We start from the raw sequence: 17598 nt of genomic DNA on the forward strand, positions 1-17598 counted from the left end.
AATAAATCAGCGGATATCCATGCTCCTATGGAACAGGCTTCCGCTGATTCATATCTACTATTATTTCAAGGAGTCTTTATTCTTCTCATACCATTCTTGTGCCAACTTCTCTACATTATCTCCACCTAGACGTTTCCATTCCTTGCGAAGCTCCTCCATGCCCTGTTGTGGAGTTGCGGAGCTGCCGCCTGTCATAATTTTGGTTTCGATCTGTACAGCAATCGGATGGAACGTTGCGATCAATTGGCTAACCTCTGGCAGATCAGGGCTGAATGCTATGTCACGGCGGTATTTATTTTTCATGTTGATTTCCAATGAAGCGGTTTTTTGTTTCGCATAAGCTTGGGATACAGCATCCTGGGCTTCCATGATCGGGAACCATTCCGGCTTCACTTGCCATTGACTTAAGACTGCATATTCATTGGCATAGCTGACTTCCTTACGGAATTTGTCAGCATCTATTTTTTGAGGTACTCCGTTTATTAACTTGTGATGGGTATTCTCTTCACCAAATCTCATCGTAAACCAGCCCTTATCCAGCATCCAATCCATAAATTTAACGGCTGACTCAATCTTGTCTTCCTTCATCTTGCTGTTGAATGCTACCAATACATTCGCTGGAAGCTCCTGGTACAAGCCGTTTTTACCGTATTTGGAAGATACCGGCTCCATAGGAACCATCTTCGCATCGGGCACATTTTTCATTAAATCGGCATACTCTGTCGACATGTTCCAGCTACCGAAGTAAATGCCCGCTTTACCTGTAGTCCACATCTGACGAGCGCGCTGGAAGTTATTGTCGGTAATATATTCCTTATCGATCAAACCTTGATCAAAGAGGGTTTTCTGAAATGCTAGAGAATCCGTGTACCGATCCAAAGTCCGTCCGAACTTCAGTTTCCCTTCCTCCAGGTACCATTGATTCTCATTGGTAAAGAAGAAGGCACGCATAATTTGCACCGCATTTCCGTTAAAGACGATAGGCGTTGTATCCGCTTTGCCGTTGCCATCCGGATCCGCGTCCTTGAATTTCTTCGCCACTTCAATTAATTCTTCCACCGTCGTAGGCGCTTTCAAATTCAGCTTGTCGAGCCAATCCTGCCGGATCCAAATACCATGATTGACAATAGCATCAGGACTTCGTGAACTGGTTAAAGCGTACATTTTTCCATTGATTGTCGTGGCAGACTTAAGCTCTGGATGCTCCTGCAAATACTTTTTATAGGTCGTGCTGTATTTCTCTATATAGCTATCTATAGGTTGAATAGCACCTTGGTTCGCGAGCTGCGCCAGATAGTTCCGATCGAATTCCCAGATCAGATCCGGTGCTGTTCCAGAGGCCACAAGCGTATTCAGTTTGGCCTGGTATTGGTTACGGGCAACGGGCACCCAATTGAGCGTAGCTGGCGAATTCGCATTGATCCACTTAGTCCACCGATTATTTTCGTAGCTTCCTTCTTCCGTAGCCACTTGACCACGGTCCATCATCGTAATACTAATCTCTTTTTTCGGGCCTACTGTTGCTGGTGCTGCTGATGCTGATGCTGATGTTGCTGCGCTAGGTGCCGGTGAGGAAGCTGTACCCGTTGTAGAACCATTAGAACTGCAAGCAGCAAGAACATAGATCGTCAGACAAGTAGCCAAGGTTGGTTTCCATATAGCGATCATTTTTTTCATTTGCTTCATCCCCTTATTCATTATAAATATTATTATATCAAGGGCATTGTACCCTGAGATACCAACCATTCCTATTAGCCTTTGACTGAACCAATTAAAACACCCTTAACAAAGTGTTTCTGCAGGAACGGATAAACACATAGGATCGGTGTTATTGCAATAACGATAGCGGCCGCTTTAATACCTTCCGGCGTTAGGAGCACTGCTTCAACTCCTTCGCTTCCTGAGCCACTACTAAGCAGATTCTGATCCACTTGGTTGATCATCTGGTACAGCTTAACCATTAAGCTCAAACTCGTCGATTTGGTAATATACAGAAGGACGCTGAAATACGAGTTCCACCAGCCAACCGCATAGAAGAGTGAAATCGCTGCCACAATGGGCTTGCATAGAGGGAGAATAATTTGAATCAGAATCCTCCAGTCTCCAGCACCGTCCAATCCGGCTGACTCCTCTATTTCTTCGGGCAAACCTTCCATGAAGGTTTTCATCACGAACAGGTTGTAAGTGCTGAGAGCAGCCGGCAGCCACAATGCCCAGTAGGAGTTCATTAAGCCCAGTTTATCGATCAAAATGAAATTTGGTATCATTCCCGAAACAAACAGCATCGTAAAGGTGACAAACATGAGCAGCGTATTACGACCAAATAATCTTTTTCGAGATAAAGGGTACGCAGCCAAGATCGTCATCGTAATATTGATGGCCGTCCCGACCACGGTAATCAAGATCGTATTTTTTAAAGCAACCAGCAGTTGTCCATCGTCAAACAATCGCCGATAGGCGATGGTATTGAACTCAACTGGCCACAGAAACACCTCTCCGGATGTGATAGCTCGACTGCTGCTAAAGGAGGCTGCAATTTCATAGATAAATGGGCTCAAGGTAATAAGCGACAAGACGCCTAACAAGTAATAATTAATAACCGACCAGAATCTATGGAAGAAGCTTTCGCGAAATTCACTGTCCATGTTTCACCATAACCCCCGTTCGCCAAAGCTTCGAATCATGCGATTAACGCTGATGACCAGAATAAGCCCAATTGCCGATTGGAATAAGCCCAAGGCTGTTGTATAGCTGTAGCTCATGTTCTGTAGACCCACACGATACACGTACGTGCTGATCACATCCGCCACGTCTAATACAGAGTTGTTTTGAAGAACCAAAGTTTGTTCCAAACCTACGTCCATCATATGCCCCATGCGGAGAATAAGCAGGATCGCTATCGTGCTCCGAATGCCTGGAAGCGTAACATGCCACATCTGTCTCAGCTTGCCGGCTCCGTCAATCTTGGCTGCCTCATACAGCTGTGAGTCTATAGCCGCCATAGCCGCTAGATAAAGGATAGTCCCCCAACCCGCTTCCCGCCAAATGGAGGATAAGGTGTACACGACCGGCCACCAACCCGAATTAGCCATGAAATAGACGGGCTCTATGCCAAACACATTTTTCAGTACGATGTTCACCACACCTGTGCTAGGCGACAGCATCGCAATGATAATACCACCCAAAACGACCCAGGATATAAAATGAGGGACATATAGCAAATTTTGCACAAGTCGTTTGTACCAATCCTTGCGAACTTCATTTAATAGAAGAGCCAGCATGATTGGCACTGGGAATCCGAACACGAGGCTGTATATATTCAGCATCAACGTATTGCGCAGCACCCTCCAGAAGTCCATACTCTCAAACAGCATCTTAAAGTGCTTAAGCCCTACCCACTGACTCCCGAATATACCCTCCATTAACCGGTAATCCTTGAATGCAATGATTTCTCCTGCCATTGGCGCGTATTTAAATAAAAGATAAAAGCCGATTATAGGCAGCAGCATCATATATAGTGCTCTATCTCTTTTTAGGCTTTTCCATCTCGTCCTTTTCTTCAGCGGGACTACGCTAGCGGCTTCCATGTTCCAATATCCATGGACCGGACTTGGAAGCTTATCCTGCATGTTTCTTCACCCTCTCGTCTTCAATGTTTCGTCTGCATCGTTATTTCCTGTTGATGCCTTGATCATAAAACATAAAAGCCTGAGAGGGCTACAGACGCATTCTAAGACCCGTTCATTTTTTTACGAAACAGGGCTTCGCATTTTTTAATACGGGTTCACTTTCTTATTAAAACGCAGTAAAAACCCAGATATGACGCGGGTTTTTGCGATTTCAAACACAAATAGCACCCCTTTGTTAGAAGGAGGTGCCATCTTTGCAGGTATGGTTATAGCCCGGCAGGCTCCGGTTTCAACATGCGTTCCCGGTATTCCGTTGGCGTTAAGCCCGTATATTTCTTAAAGGTGCGGAGAAAACTTCTTGTGTTCGTATATCCGACAGCCTCCGATACGTCGTTTACCTTAATTGATTTATCTTTCAATAGCTCCAAGGAAGCTTTAATGCGAATTTCGATTAGACAATCAATGAAATTATTTTCCGTGTATTCCTTAAATAATTTACTGATATAAGGAGGGCTCAGGTGGAACAGCTCAGCCAATCGGTCCAAGGACAAGTCATGCTCGTGGTAATGCTCCCGAATATATTCAAGCATCCGATCAATCGTATCATTCTTGCCACGTTGGTTTCGCTTACCCTCAATCTGAGAAGCCAATTCATTGAGAATATCACCTACGAGCTGCTCCGCTTCCTTCCAGTTCTCGCACCTTGCTATCCTGTCATATACGCTCGTCAGAGGCCCTAGGGACATTTCTGGTTCGATCCCAATAGCGTTGACAGACTGAAGTGATTTCATAATGAGATCGTAACACAACTGCCGAATAAGCTCAGGGGGAAGATTGCCTTCCACCGCCTCCCGAAAAGTAGCTGACAGATGAGCAAGCATCTTGCCTCGATCTGTCTGTCTCATCGCATCTATCACGGGATCTGTCATTCGGCTGAGCTTGTAATAATCAGGTCGGTCCGGTGATTGCAGATCATCCACAGAAATGACGGAATGTTTACCGAAAATCATTTTGTAATGGAGCGCTTTTTGCGATTCATCGTATGAAGCTGGAATTTCCTTCATCTCCATGCGGCATTTTCCGACACCAACCGTAACAATTAAGCCGAATTGCTTTTTCATCACATCCAGAATTAACTCAAAAATGGCTAACGTTCTTAGATGATTTTGCTCCAAATCGCCTTCTGCGAAGCTGATAATGACTGCTGCGCGACCGCCGCCCAAATCAATAGCAGCTCCTGCATGCTCCGTACGAATCAGCTCCTCTGCCACATTACAGAACATGTAAGTATACAGTGTTTCGTCCCTTGGAGAGAGTCGTTCCCCCTCCTTACTAATCTCGGCCGTACATACCACATAACGTTCTGGATACATCTGGATCCCGAGCAATTCCATATGATGATTCACCACATGATAATCCGATCGATCGCCATGAAGCAGATCCATCATGATTCTCCATTTCAGCATTGGTTTAGAGTCCCTCATATGCTGCTCCAAATAATCCCGATCCTTCAGGATCTGATCAAAAGCATGCTCCAGATTACTAAGGCCTATAGGTTCATTCCCCTGCCCTCTTCCCTTATTTACACCGGATAATTTACCAACCAATCGATCCAACGGCCTAAAGGTCCAACGGTTCACATAAAATAAGGCGCCAAGAGCTAATACGAACATAGCGATAGCAAATACCAGCAGCAAGTTGCGCGTAACTTTAATCGGCTCAAAAAACTCGGATACAGGAATAATATTCACGAACTTCCAACCCGTATAACTGGATGTCCGATAAAAAACAGATTGCTGAATACCGTCGAGCTTCACATTAAAGGAGCCACTTCCTTCGTCCAACAAAATTTGTTGAATGTAGGGTAACGATGTCATATTTCGATAAAGCTGCGTTTTGTCGTCATGCGTAACCACATTGCCTTGGGCATCCAGAATAAAAATATGGCCAGCATGGTTGCCCTCATAAATTTCCTTCGTCCAGCGAAATAATTGATCTTCTTTAATGCTAATAGCCGTAAGCCCCTTTCGGAAGCCCGGACTGCTGAGAGAAGGAAAGCTGCGTACCAAGGTGACTACATCCTGAGTTTCTTTGCCATCCCACACCTTTTGGGTGCTTAACCACTTGAAATATTCAGGCATATCTACATATTGACTTAACCAGTTGAACTCTTTAGAAGTCTGCTTCAAATAAGTTGCTTCCGTCATCAAATCTCCGCTTACATGCGAATAAGCAAACACAGATGCATAATTGGGGTTATTCCCAATAAAATCCTTCAACTTCGTTGTCAACGTGTAAAAAACGCCAAAACGTTGAGGCTCATCGCTATAACTATTATTCATAAAATACGTAAATTCCAGGCTCTCGGTCATGGAAAGCAAGTCCTTTTCTGTCTGACGGAAAGTCGCCTCCATTTTCGAATCGACTTGTTTGAGCAGCGCGAGATTGGTATCGTTCAAGTCCTTCTGTAGCTTGCCCACCGTACTGGTATAGGAAAGCAAAGAGGTCAGCGCGATAATCAACATGAATACGATCCCATATATGATCATGGCTTTTCCTGAAATGCTATTTCTCATGATCGCCTCCAAAGTCTTCGCTGGCTCTTTCATTCGGCAGCGTAGTTTTATTGTGCTATTGTAGCATAATCATAAGCGCAGAATCACAAAATTTACCAGCCTATCTAACATATAAAAAAACTGCCCGTTCTTATAGCGGGCAGCTTCTGGCCAGTTACTATTGAATTGACGTCACACTTAAACCTTTTTGGGAATATATGAAAACGGGAGCCCCCGAAAGCGGGATGTTTACAAAACCCGAAACTGCAGCCACATACTTATAGCTGCCATCAATTCCAATCACCATTACTCCTTCATCTGTGGTAGCGATCTTAGCTGTTTTGGAAGTGGCACTTGTTGTCGTCCAAGCCGCATCCCATAAGGAGGTAATATAACGGTTCTTGCCTTCATCCCAAAATTGATAGCCATAATAAGGATTGTTAACATTCGATACGGCACCTAGATACTCGGCGTCTTTAAGCACTCTAATCATCGTATAGTAACCGAAATAACTTTCTTTCGCTTTACCATTCCAATCGATCAGCCCCAAATTATGTTCTAGGTTAGCTGCATCTGTTCCATCATCGGCAAATGAGTACCAGTGCAATGTTTTAATTCCACCTGCTATGGCATGCATATAAGCTCTAGCCACGTAGTTTCTTTGTGTGGCTCTATCGACCTTCTTCAGAAAGCCGCCCCCCGAATAGGTGCTCCAGCCAAGCTCAGTAAATACAATCGGCTTGTCAGCGTCGCCATGATTGACCATGACCTCTTTTAATTCCTTTATTTTGTCGATCAACTTCTCTGGCGTACCAGCATCGAGCCCAGGTACAGGTGCATATTCGTATTTGATATACGGATGGGCGTCCATCACATCAAAATAGGTTTTGACCAGTGCGCCATTCTGTCCATCCGAATTATAGAAATCGTCCAGCCAATTCAAACCTCCAGTCGGAGATAAGCGATCAACCCCAGCGATAGCAGGCTCCACAAGCAAGCTTTTACTGCTAACCGACTTTAAGCTTTCCTGATTGGCTTTGATGGTGGCAGCAGCCCCAGCGGGATCTCTTTTGGCCAAATCCGGCTCGTTATACGTAGAGAACGTATAAGCTCCCCCTTTATTATCTGCCGCTACGTAGCTAGGTCCATGGTAAAAATAATGAAAATTAAGACCGGATTTTCCATATAGCGTTTTCATCGTATTGCTGTGATCCCACCATCTATTTTTGTTAATTCCTCCGAGATCCCTAAGCAGCTGTAACTTATTCATCAGAAACAGATCTTCGTTTTCCCCATGATGCATATAGTTCCCACCGCCATAAGGAGCATCGTTGATGGCAAAAATATCTCCTACCTTCTCGCCGCCTAGAACGGATGGCGTCGTAATCTTCAGGGTCTTAACATCCTTTCTTTCGTCCCCTGTGGTACTAAACGGAGTCACGGCTACATAATAAGTCGTCTCTGGCTTCAAGGCAAAATAAGAAACAAATTTACCTACTTGTTCTATAGATTTGGCTTCAGCTGTAACTACGGGGGTTAATCCTGCGGTCGATGTAAAGTCTTTTGTGTCTACATAAACGGCATATTTGTTTACTTGGTTAACCACGCTGTTATAGCTCGACCAATCCAGATATAGCGTACTATAGTTTTTTAATTCCGTGCTGAATGCTACTTGATCAGGGACTGACTTTTTTGGAAGAGTTGCGTCATACAGTTTCCAGCCCCATATTGCAATTTCACCAATCGTCAACTGCTGCGAGTTATTGGCATTGTGCATAATGATTTTTACATATTTGGCATACTTGCCAGGCACGCCATAGGATACCGTATTGGTGATTGCATTGACGGTGGTTTTGGTTTCGTTAGGCGTATAATGAAGAGACGAGTAGTTCACGCCATCCGTACTGACGAGAACCTCATACCCATCCATGAATACCGGACTGGTAGCTGCTCTAGTCCATACGTCGATCTTCCCGATCTGGTAAACATCTTTCAAATCGAAAACCACTGTACCAAACTTCCCCTGTGAGGACCAAGCTGAATTTACCGTATAATCGGCCTGTGTTTCAGTGCTTGATCCATCGATTAAATCAGGGTAACCGCCAGCACCATCATTTTTGGAATCGTTATCGGTTTTAATTAAATCCGCTTGCGTCACAAACGGTTGATCGGTTATCCACTCGTAGGTTGCATTGGTCGCAATTTTAGGAACCGATGTGTTATATGGACCGCTAGCCCTCAAGAAATTATTGCTCAATATAGCCATAGGCTCTGGCGTATCCCCCCATACCGCTACCTCTCCTAGCCTCATGATTGACTTGGCAGCGTCCTTTTGCATCATAACTTTGAGGTATTTGGCGTACATAATAGGTGATACCTCTAAGGTAACGGCTGCAAATCCAGAACCCAATCCGTTGGTATTCTCTTTAATTCCTACTCGGTTGAAATTCAAACCATCGATACTTGCCCAAACTTCAAAAGCCTTCATGCCGCTATCAGCTTCTGTTTCTGCCCATACCTTCACCGTGGAAATTTGATAGACCGATTTAAGGTCATAGATGAGCGTTCCTCCCTTAATGGAACCGGGTGCAGGGCTGGTCGCACTACTGTAACTAGCCTCAGGTCCATTGCCGCCATCTGTCATATGCGGAGCCGCTGGATCATCTGTTGCCATTAGAGCCGCATCTGTCGCATTCGTCCCTTCCGTAAGCCATGAATAGGCAGCTCCCGTAGCGATTGCCTTAGTATCAGCAGGGAATAATGTACCCCCAAGCTTATTTCCACTTAATAGCTTATCGCCAGAGCCAGACGCCGCTTGAGCGGCGTCAATCCCTAGTGAAGCAACAATGATGGAACTCATTAGACATATACCTAATAGAGCGCAACTTTTTTTCAGAAGTTTCAGTTTCATTGCACGACTCCTTTCTGTATCCTGTAAATAATTGTGGCTGCTTGTGCGCGTGTCGCATCCAGCTCGGGTGCAAAGTTATGCTCATCCATACCGTTGATAATACCGGCTTCCTGCAAGATGGATACAGCTTCTCTAGCAAAAGCGCTTATTTTCTCGTTATCAGCAAATGATGCAGGTGCCACGGTTTTCTTCAGCTGCTTTTCTGCAACGACTAAGGCTCTATAAGCCATCATCGCCATTTCCTGCCGAGTAATTTCTCGATTTACACCGAAGGAGCCATCTTCATACCCTTGAACGATCCCAAGCTTCTGTGCACTTGCAACGGCTTGGAAGTACCAGTCATTTTCATGTACATCGCTGAATTTAGCGTCAGCGTTGGAATCAACAAGGTCAAAGGCGTTGATGATCATCTGAATGAACTCAGCTCTTGTCACCTTCGCATGAGGGGCGAACAACCCGCCGCCAACACCGTTAATGATTTCCCTTGCAGCCAAAGCTTCAATACTGCCCTTCGCCCAAGCAGCATCCTGAAGATCTTGGAAGGTCACATGCTTATATAGAACTGTAAACTTACCTAAATGGCTTACTGTAAAGGTTGCTTTTCCCGTGGCCGGATCGTACGTCCCATTCCGGATAACCTCAAATGTTCCGTTATCCCGAACGTGGCAGGAAATAATCTGATCTGCACTTTCCCCAGGCGCAAGTGTATAAGCTACTGAAATTCGAACAGCCTCTTTACCGAATAATGTTTCAACTTCCCTACCATCGAGGACTACATGGAAGTCATAAACCGGTTTATCCCCTACTTTTACAGCAGAATCTATGAGCTGATTAGGATCGATCAACCCGATCGAAATTTCGAGTTGTTTCGATGTCGTCTGAGTATACTCACGTAATGCATCAGGAGCTAACGATAGGGTAGCCATTCCCGTCCGAATTTCGACTCTCTCAATATCTGAGTCGTTAGCTGCTGCAAGGAAGGCTACGGGAAGTTTAGCTATAATTTGTGCTGCGCCCTGTACTTCAGGAATATGAATGACCACAACACGCGGCTCCGTGTTAACCGCTCCCTCCACCGCTTTTTTAAGCGAATCCATAGGAACGTCAACTACGGCAGTGTCATCCTGCTTGACGACAGGTACTGGAAGCTCAATCGTTCCTCCATGAACCGTTGGCTGCGGAGTTGGTTCAAATACGCTTCCCCCATAGGAGGATTCCTCATCGGTTCTAGGCATGCTTACTGTCACCGTACTTGTAGCTGTATATCCTCCGTCTTCTGTCTTAACCGTAATCGTGGCTGTACCATATTGAATACCTGTGACCGTGGCCTGTAAACCATAGGTTACTTGAGATACACTTACTATCTCGGGATCACTAGAAGTGAAGGTAACCTGTTTATTACTTGCTTGATCAGGATTAACTATCGCAGTCAAAAAAGCTGCTGCGCCCTTTTTCAGGGCTAATTCAGCTTGGTCCAACGTAACCCCAGTAACCGGGATAACAACAATTGGCTCCGTTACCGTTACGACACTGGAAGCCATCTTATGCCCATCTTCCGTGGTTACTGTAATCGTGGCTGTACCCGTTTCAATACCCGTAACTGTTGCAGTCGCGCCTCCGTAAGTTGCTTGCGTTACACTTACAACGTTCGGGTTGCTGGAAGTAAAGTTAACCTTAATATTGGTTGCATCATCCGGAGTTACTATCGCGGTTAGACTTGCTGAAGCTCCTTTGTCCAAGGCGATTGTAGGTTGATCCAGCGCAACTCCTTCTACGGATACATCCGGAAGCCCAACACGAGACAGGATCATATCTTCAAATAGCTGTGTATTTTTACTGGAGCCAATTCCGCTCATATACTCCAACCAACCTCGCCGAGTCGTCCCATCATTTTCGTTAATGAGCATCGAGAATCCGAGAATGTCCCCACTTGCTGGTTGGCGGCCCGCAGGCAGCAGTTCCGGCCATGGAATAGCCAGTTCATAGGACGTATAGGTATTACTTCGATATACCGCTGCTTGCACATTGGTCAATTCACCCTCTGATTTGCCGTTACCCGATAACCATCGCCAGACTATGGGTCCCTTCTCTCCAAGCGCAATTCCAATCTCATTATTCTGCGAGCTTCCTACCCCATCTACTCTTCCCGTGTCTATAGTGAATTGAATGCTATCGCCCTGCCAGATGTCGCCACCCACACCTTTTTGAACATGGATATCATCCTTAACCTGCATGGCCATATACAAATAATTACGATCCCACTTCAAATATCCCCTGCCGCTTAAATCATCCTCTCCGCCCCAATTGGCTATGTTCTTATTCTGATCCGGTCGATTGATGACAATAGGCATCCCCTTATGCCATCCCTCTTCGATCTCACCGTCAATAATGGGTGTCATACGATCGCTGACAGCTGCAATAAAGTTAAACGGTCTCTCAATCACCTTCGTAAACCCGCTTTCCAATGCAACCGTAACTGTTAAGGCTGCCCTTGCCTTTTCGGGAAGCTCTGTGATCGGGATCTTAATCTTCTTGGTCTCTCCAGGCTTTAGACCACTGAAAGAAATCGGCCCATGCTGTCCTACAGCCATGTAAACGGCATTCGTAACGCTTAGAGATCCGTTGAGAATTTTGTCCGGTGTCGCATTTTCCATATATAAGACTACATCCCATTGGTCCCATTGCCCTGGTTCTACGGGCTCTGGTGCCATACGAACCTTAATGGTCTCTAATACGTTAACCTTTAATTTCAAGGAAGCTACTACAGAGGTACCTGAGATCACATTAAGTTTAATATCTTGTAGCTTCTCATCGGCAGTAACCGGAACTGTCATCGAGATTGGAATGGCTGTACTTCCTGCTGTGAAGCTCACATCCCCATTCAGCTTCCATGCCTCTGACGGCGCCACTAGCTCCAACCTTCCATTCAGCTCTACACCCATCCCAGAACGGCTGATGAATGTAGTCATCGTATCGCCTCGTCTTGCATCCAGCGAAGTATCCTTAAGCGTGAAGGAATCATCAATGGACATGATTTCTAATCCTGAGCTGGAGTAAATAAAGGCTGGGGCTCCAGTAATCGTCAAGCTTGCCATTCCGTCATTGACAGGTACATATTTGTAGCTTCCATCAATACCTACAACCGTTACGCCGGTATCCTTCGTCTTAAAGGTTGCTGTCTTCGTCGACTCATCAGCCGCCCACAGCGAAGTGACATATTGATTATTATCTTCATGCCAATATTCGTAGCTATAATAAGGATGCGGCACATTTGGCGTCGTTCTTATAAATTTAGCGTCCTTAAGTACCTTAACCATCGTGTAGTAAGCATAATAACTTTTCTTTGGCATACCATTCCAATCAATAAGTCCAAGGTTATGCTCCAGATTGGTCGAGTCCAAACCATCGTCTTGGAAATCATACCAATGCATCCGCTTAATACCTCCGGCAATAGCATGCATATAGGCTCTTGCCAAATAGTTGCGTTGCGTAACTTGATCTACCGGACGAAGATAGCCGCTTCCTGTATAAGTGCTCCAGCCTAATTCGGAGAATATAATCGGCTTATCTTGATCGCCATATTTGGCCATCAACGCTCGAATATCCGTGATTTTCCCAATTAACATTTCCGGTGCGCCTGGAATAAGTCCAGGCAAGCTGCCCTCATGATTTTTGACATACGGGTGAACATCCATAACATCAAAATAAGTTTTAACTAAAGCACCATTTTGCCCATCGGATTGATACAACGCATTGAGCCACGCCATGCTGGAAGGCTCCGTTCCGCCCAGAGCAGGCTCTACTAATAAATTTCTGCTATCTACCGCTTTGAGACTGGCGTGGTTAGCTTTAAATAAATTAGCCATAGAGGCTACTGTACTTATGGCACCAGCCTTCAGATCGGGTTCATTAACGGTAGAGAAGGTCCAGGTTCCTTGACTGTTCTCCAAGGGAACATCTTGCGGTCCGTGGTAGAACGTATGGAATCCAATCCCGTATTTATTGGAGAAGCTTTTCACCCACGAATCATGAACCCACCAACGGCTGAAGTTGATTCCCTCGATGTTCCTTAGAAGAATCAGTTTGCTAATAATGTTCGCATCCTCTTTACTCCCGTGGCTCACATAGTTTCCTCCGCCATAGGGAGTGTCGTTAATCGAGAAAATATCGCCTGCTTTTTCACCGCCCAGCACACTAGGTGTCTGGATTCGAATCGCGCTAACATCCTTTCGTTCTCCCGAAGCAGAACTGGTCGGAGTCACAGCGATGTAATAGGTCGTCTCCGGTTCCAACGAAGAAATAAGTAAAAACTTCCCCTTTTGCTCGGCAGATCCGTTCTCAGCGGTAACTCTGGCCGAGAGTCCACTTGTTGTCGTGAAATCGGATTTTTGAATATAGATACTGTATTTATTCACTTTGTTCACCGTACTATTGTAAGCGGACCAATCCAGATACAGCGTGTTGTAATTCTTCATGTTAGTCGTAACTTCTACCTGATCTGGTGTATCCTTCTTCGTAAGAGCTGAATTGTAGAGCTTCCAGCCCCATATGGCGATCTCGCCCGCTACAAGTTGACTGGAATCATTGGCGTTATGCATGACGATCCTTACATACTTAGCATGTTTGCCGGGAATTCCGTGGGTGACCGTATTCACCATTGCATCGGCGTAACGGTTATTGGGATTAGCGGTGTAGCCACTTGAAAAATAGTTGATATTATCCACGCTTAATAGAACTTCATATCCATCCATAAACTTACTGCTATCTGCCTTGGTCCACACATCAATCTTATCAATCAGATACATATCATTCAGGTTGAATGTCACCGTACCATATTTTCCCTGTGACCCAGCAGCCATACTGGCCGTTGTACTCGTCGTTTCTTCCAAGCTTGAACCGTCAATCAAATCAGGCAAGCCGCTTGGGCTTCCGTCATTTTTTGCACCCGCTTCATTATCGGTCGCTATTAGATTGGGCTCTGTCACAAAGGGCTGCTCAGTTCCCCATTGGTAGGTTGCCTTGGTGTCAATCTTTGGACTAGCCATATTGTAGTAACCGTCGGCCTTAAGCTGGTTATTACTCAGGATAGCCGATGCATCCACAGCATTTCCCCATATCGCAACCTCACCAAGTCGCATCACTGACTTAGCCGGGTTTTTATGCAAAATGATTTTCACATATCTGGCATAAGGTGCTGGCTTCAACTGACTAGTTATGGGTACAATCCCCGTCTCGACTCCAGTGATTTCGCTAATGCCAACCCGATTATAGTGGGTCCCATCGAGACTCCCATAAACTTCAACCTGCTGAAGCCCGCTGTTTGGTGTAAATTCGGACCATATTTGCAAGCTCGATAATCGGTAAGTAGATTTTAAATCATACACAAGTGTTCCATACGCCTCACCCATTTTATCTTGTGTAATAATGTCAGCGCTTACAACTCCGTCTGACATTTTTTTCGCGCTTGGGTCTGAAGCCAAGATACCAGGATCGGTTGTATGTACTCCCTCCTGTTGCCAGGTATACGCGGCTCCAGTTGCAATAACCTCCGTGTTATCTGGCAGCAACATACCCAGTGTATTACCGCTGAGCAGTTTAGGCGCATCTGATTCCGCTGCATGAACCGTAGAGGTACCTGACCCTACGATGCCAATCGAATGGATAAATACTATAATTGCAAAAACAGTTACAAGCATCTTCTTTAAACTTTTCATTTCACAACTCCCTTCTTAACTATACTGGGTAACAATATGCTGTTAACGTTAACCAAAATGGTGGAAAATCACAATTGACCATTTTTAAAGCGACATGGCAATTCTTTTAATCCGAAGAATATATAATAATTACGCCCCCCTGAGTTGGAAAAATCATAAAAGATGTAACCTCAACCGCTTTTAGGTCACTCCAAAATTATAAATAGACTTAGCTTCCTTCACCAAAGCAATACTGCCTTTGGCCCACGCTGGAATGTCATTGTCATTCAAACTGTGCTTTAGCTATGCATATAGGTCTATCTCTTCGCTCGAGCTCGTCAAGCGCACAATGTACACCAATGAAGAATGTTTGTGTGTTACACTAAGTATGATCAACATGGCCAGAAGAAAGACTCAGACCAAGGGAGACATCCTACTAAATGAAGAAATGGTACACCATCTGCATGTATCTCGTGCTCATACTCATTGTTTATGGATTCAAGGATGAAATTTTGCATTGGATGCAGTATGGGGATGCGCCCGTTCTGCTTATTTTTGCGGCTGCGCTCGGTTTTATTATCGTACCGGTCATCCCCTACAAAATAGTTATCGGCATGCTCGGTTTTATGTACGGTCCATTGATGGGCGCTTTGATTAGTTGGACTGCTGCTTCCGTCGCGTCTGTCATTGTTTTTTGGCTGGCACGCTACTTGTTTCAAAAGCAGGGCCGTGCTTACTTGTCCAAGTACGAGAAGCTGGAAAAGCTCCAAGCCGCGATTGAAAAAAATCCGTTCCTGACTATTTTATTGGCTCGACTGATTCCGGTTATCCCTCAGGCTGTCGTTAATGTCATTCCTGCCATTACTTCCATTTCGGTCATTACATTCGCCGTTGCGTCCGCATTGGGCAAAATTCCTGCAATGCTGCTGTTTGCATTCATCGGCAGCAATCTGTTTGCCGGCACCAGCAAGCTGGTTTTGTCCGTTGGCGTGTATGTCCTTTTTTTGGCGTCCGTCTACGTCGTTTACCGCGTCTGGCTCAAGAAGCGATGGCTTTAAGCAGCTATCTCATAAACAAAAAGCCGCGATATACGCGGCAATGTTACATCTGAATATCTATTGCAATCTTAGCAATTATGGATTTTTATACCACTCTCAAGTGTTATATAAGTTATATTGATCCTCACTCACTTTTTCCATCCATTCAACGGCCTTTCCGTCAAGCCGTTCTTGAATGGCTGTATGCGTCATTGCTATGGTAGGCGAAGCGCCATGCCAATGTTTCTCGCCAGGCGGAAACCAAACCACGTCACCGGGACTAATTTCCTCGATTTGACCTCCCCAGCGTTGAACTCGCCCTTTGCCAGCCGTCACGATTAGCGTTTGCCCTAGTGGATGCGTATGCCATGCAGTTCGTGCACCTGGCTCGAACGTTACGCTGGCTCCAGCTACGCGTGCAGGCTCCGCTGCTTCAAACAGTGGATCGATGCGAACCGTTCCTGTAAAATAATCCGATGGTCCTTTACCTGAAGGTTGCGACCCAACTCTTTTAATTTCCATTTTATAAATCCCTCCGTTGGTTAGGTATTTGTTCCAGCTTTTTTGATTCCATCGCTTTGAGTCACTACCTTCCTAATGAGGACGATATAGGAAACGATGGCCAATAAACTGGTAGTAATCATAATGATTCCGAATGGGACGGCTGAATGCTCTCCCGCTATTCCCACAAGTGGGGATGTAACTGCGCCTAACGCATACTTCAAGGTTCCTAGCACAGCAGACGCGCTTCCCGCAATTTGTCCATGCGATTGCATCGCTAAGGTAAAAGAAACGGGTCCTATGATACCAATGGATACAGCAAATAAAAAGGTTGATACAAATATCGCCGATAATGACTCCTTAGAGAGAACTGTGATAAGGATAGCGGAACTCGAGATAAAGGATAGCCATAATCCAATCCGAAATATACTGCCTTCCGTTAGCCGACCTGCCACTCGTTTGACAACTTGCGATCCAATCATAATAGCAAGACCATTCATGGCAAACAGGATCGAGAACATTTGCGGTGACAACTCAAAAATGTTCTGATAGATAAACGGAGTACCGGCAACAAAGGCAAAGACACCAGCGAACAAAATACCATTTACTAGGGCATATCCCATAAATATTCGATCCCGAAACAGACGATTGTAATTTTTCATAAATGCTATCAAATTGCCAGTGACCCGATGTTTTGCAGGTAAGCTTTCTTCTAATCCCCATGTTGTGATCCCTGTTAATAGTATTCCTAATAACCCCAGAAAAACAAACACGCCAACCCAAGAACTGAATGAAGTGACTGCACTTCCGGCATTTGGGGAAACTAATGGAGCGACATTACTTATCATCGTAAGCAGAGAAATAAATTTCGTCAATTCGACTCCGCTATATTTATCACGCGCAATCGCCCCTGAAATCACGATGCCTGCTGACGCGGCAACCCCTTGGATAAATCGTAAAAGAATGAAGGATTCAATATTGGGTACAAATGCACAAGCGATTGATGAAACGATATAAAAAATCATGGAGATCAGCAATGGCTTCCGTCTTCCATATTTATCGCTTAAAGGTCCCATTACCATCTGCCCTAAGCCTAATCCTAATAAGCTGGCTGTTAAACTCGCTTGAATCATAGATGCATTGCTTTTGAAAACAACCATAATCTGAGGAAGCGATGCAAGATACATATCGACCGTAAATGGCCCCAATGCGGAAAAGGCAGCTAGAATGAGGGCTAAACGAAGAGATTGCTTTTTAAGTTTATCGTTCATT

General features: G+C 45.1%; 9 protein-coding genes. 1 reads left to right on the forward strand and 8 read right to left on the reverse strand.

Annotation, left to right across the window (positions count from 1 at the left end):
• Positions 1 to 60: 60 nt before the first annotated feature.
• From GC097_RS11670 to GC097_RS11695, 6 genes are all read right to left on the reverse strand, one after another.
• Positions 61 to 1677, reverse strand: a complete 1617-nt coding sequence (locus tag GC097_RS11670) for an extracellular solute-binding protein (RefSeq protein ID WP_171683476.1) — start codon at positions 1675 to 1677, stop codon at positions 61 to 63.
• 74 nt (positions 1678 to 1751) lie between these two features.
• Complete coding sequence (locus GC097_RS11675) at positions 1752 to 2645, reverse strand: carbohydrate ABC transporter permease (protein WP_171683477.1); 894 nt, start codon at positions 2643 to 2645, stop codon at positions 1752 to 1754.
• A gap of 3 nt (positions 2646 to 2648) precedes the next feature.
• Positions 2649 to 3512: an ABC transporter permease gene (locus GC097_RS11680; protein ID WP_246294148.1), complete on the reverse strand. Its 864-nt coding sequence runs from the start codon at positions 3510 to 3512 to the stop codon at positions 2649 to 2651.
• A gap of 383 nt (positions 3513 to 3895) precedes the next feature.
• Complete coding sequence (locus tag GC097_RS11685; protein WP_171683478.1) at positions 3896 to 6205, reverse strand: helix-turn-helix domain-containing protein; 2310 nt, start codon at positions 6203 to 6205, stop codon at positions 3896 to 3898.
• A 157-nt stretch (positions 6206 to 6362) separates the two neighbouring features.
• On the reverse strand, positions 6363 to 9044 hold the full coding sequence (locus GC097_RS11690; protein ID WP_171683479.1) for a discoidin domain-containing protein: 2682 nt from the start codon (positions 9042 to 9044) through the stop codon (positions 6363 to 6365).
• 47 nt (positions 9045 to 9091) lie between these two features.
• Positions 9092 to 14809, reverse strand: coding sequence for an S-layer homology domain-containing protein (locus GC097_RS11695; protein ID WP_171683480.1), 5718 nt, complete (start codon positions 14807 to 14809; stop codon positions 9092 to 9094).
• Positions 14810 to 15228: 419 nt separating this feature from the next.
• Between GC097_RS11695 and GC097_RS11700 the strand changes: the two genes are divergently transcribed.
• Positions 15229 to 15846 (forward strand): TVP38/TMEM64 family protein, encoded by a 618-nt coding sequence (locus GC097_RS11700; RefSeq protein ID WP_171683481.1) that lies wholly within the window; start codon positions 15229 to 15231, stop codon positions 15844 to 15846.
• Between the two features lie 96 nt (positions 15847 to 15942).
• On the opposite strand, the gene GC097_RS11705 is transcribed toward GC097_RS11700, so the two are convergent.
• Positions 15943 to 16347, reverse strand: a complete 405-nt coding sequence (locus GC097_RS11705; RefSeq protein WP_171683482.1) for a (R)-mandelonitrile lyase — start codon at positions 16345 to 16347, stop codon at positions 15943 to 15945.
• Between the two features lie 20 nt (positions 16348 to 16367).
• Complete coding sequence (locus tag GC097_RS11710) at positions 16368 to 17597, reverse strand: multidrug effflux MFS transporter (RefSeq protein ID WP_171683483.1); 1230 nt, start codon at positions 17595 to 17597, stop codon at positions 16368 to 16370.
• Position 17598 lies beyond the last annotated feature (1 nt).

It is taken from the genome of Paenibacillus planticolens (genome assembly GCF_013141725.1).
GTDB lineage: Bacteria > Bacillota > Bacilli > Paenibacillales > NBRC-103111 > Paenibacillus_E > Paenibacillus_E planticolens.

Coding starts and splice junctions, on each gene's coding strand:
- GC097_RS11670 (WP_171683476.1), bottom strand. CDS start 1,677: ATGAAAAAAATGATCGCTATATGGAAACCAACCTTGGCTACTTGTCTG.
- GC097_RS11675 (WP_171683477.1), bottom strand. CDS start 2,645: ATGGACAGTGAATTTCGCGAAAGCTTCTTCCATAGATTCTGGTCGGTT.
- GC097_RS11680 (WP_246294148.1), bottom strand. CDS start 3,512: ATGATGCTGCTGCCTATAATCGGCTTTTATCTTTTATTTAAATACGCG.
- GC097_RS11685 (WP_171683478.1), bottom strand. CDS start 6,205: ATGAGAAATAGCATTTCAGGAAAAGCCATGATCATATATGGGATCGTA.
- GC097_RS11690 (WP_171683479.1), bottom strand. CDS start 9,044: ATGAGTTCCATCATTGTTGCTTCACTAGGGATTGACGCCGCTCAAGCG.
- GC097_RS11695 (WP_171683480.1), bottom strand. CDS start 14,809: ATGAAAAGTTTAAAGAAGATGCTTGTAACTGTTTTTGCAATTATAGTA.
- GC097_RS11700 (WP_171683481.1), top strand. CDS start 15,229: ATGAAGAAATGGTACACCATCTGCATGTATCTCGTGCTCATACTCATT.
- GC097_RS11705 (WP_171683482.1), bottom strand. CDS start 16,347: ATGGAAATTAAAAGAGTTGGGTCGCAACCTTCAGGTAAAGGACCATCG.
- GC097_RS11710 (WP_171683483.1), bottom strand. CDS start 17,597: ATGAACGATAAACTTAAAAAGCAATCTCTTCGTTTAGCCCTCATTCTA.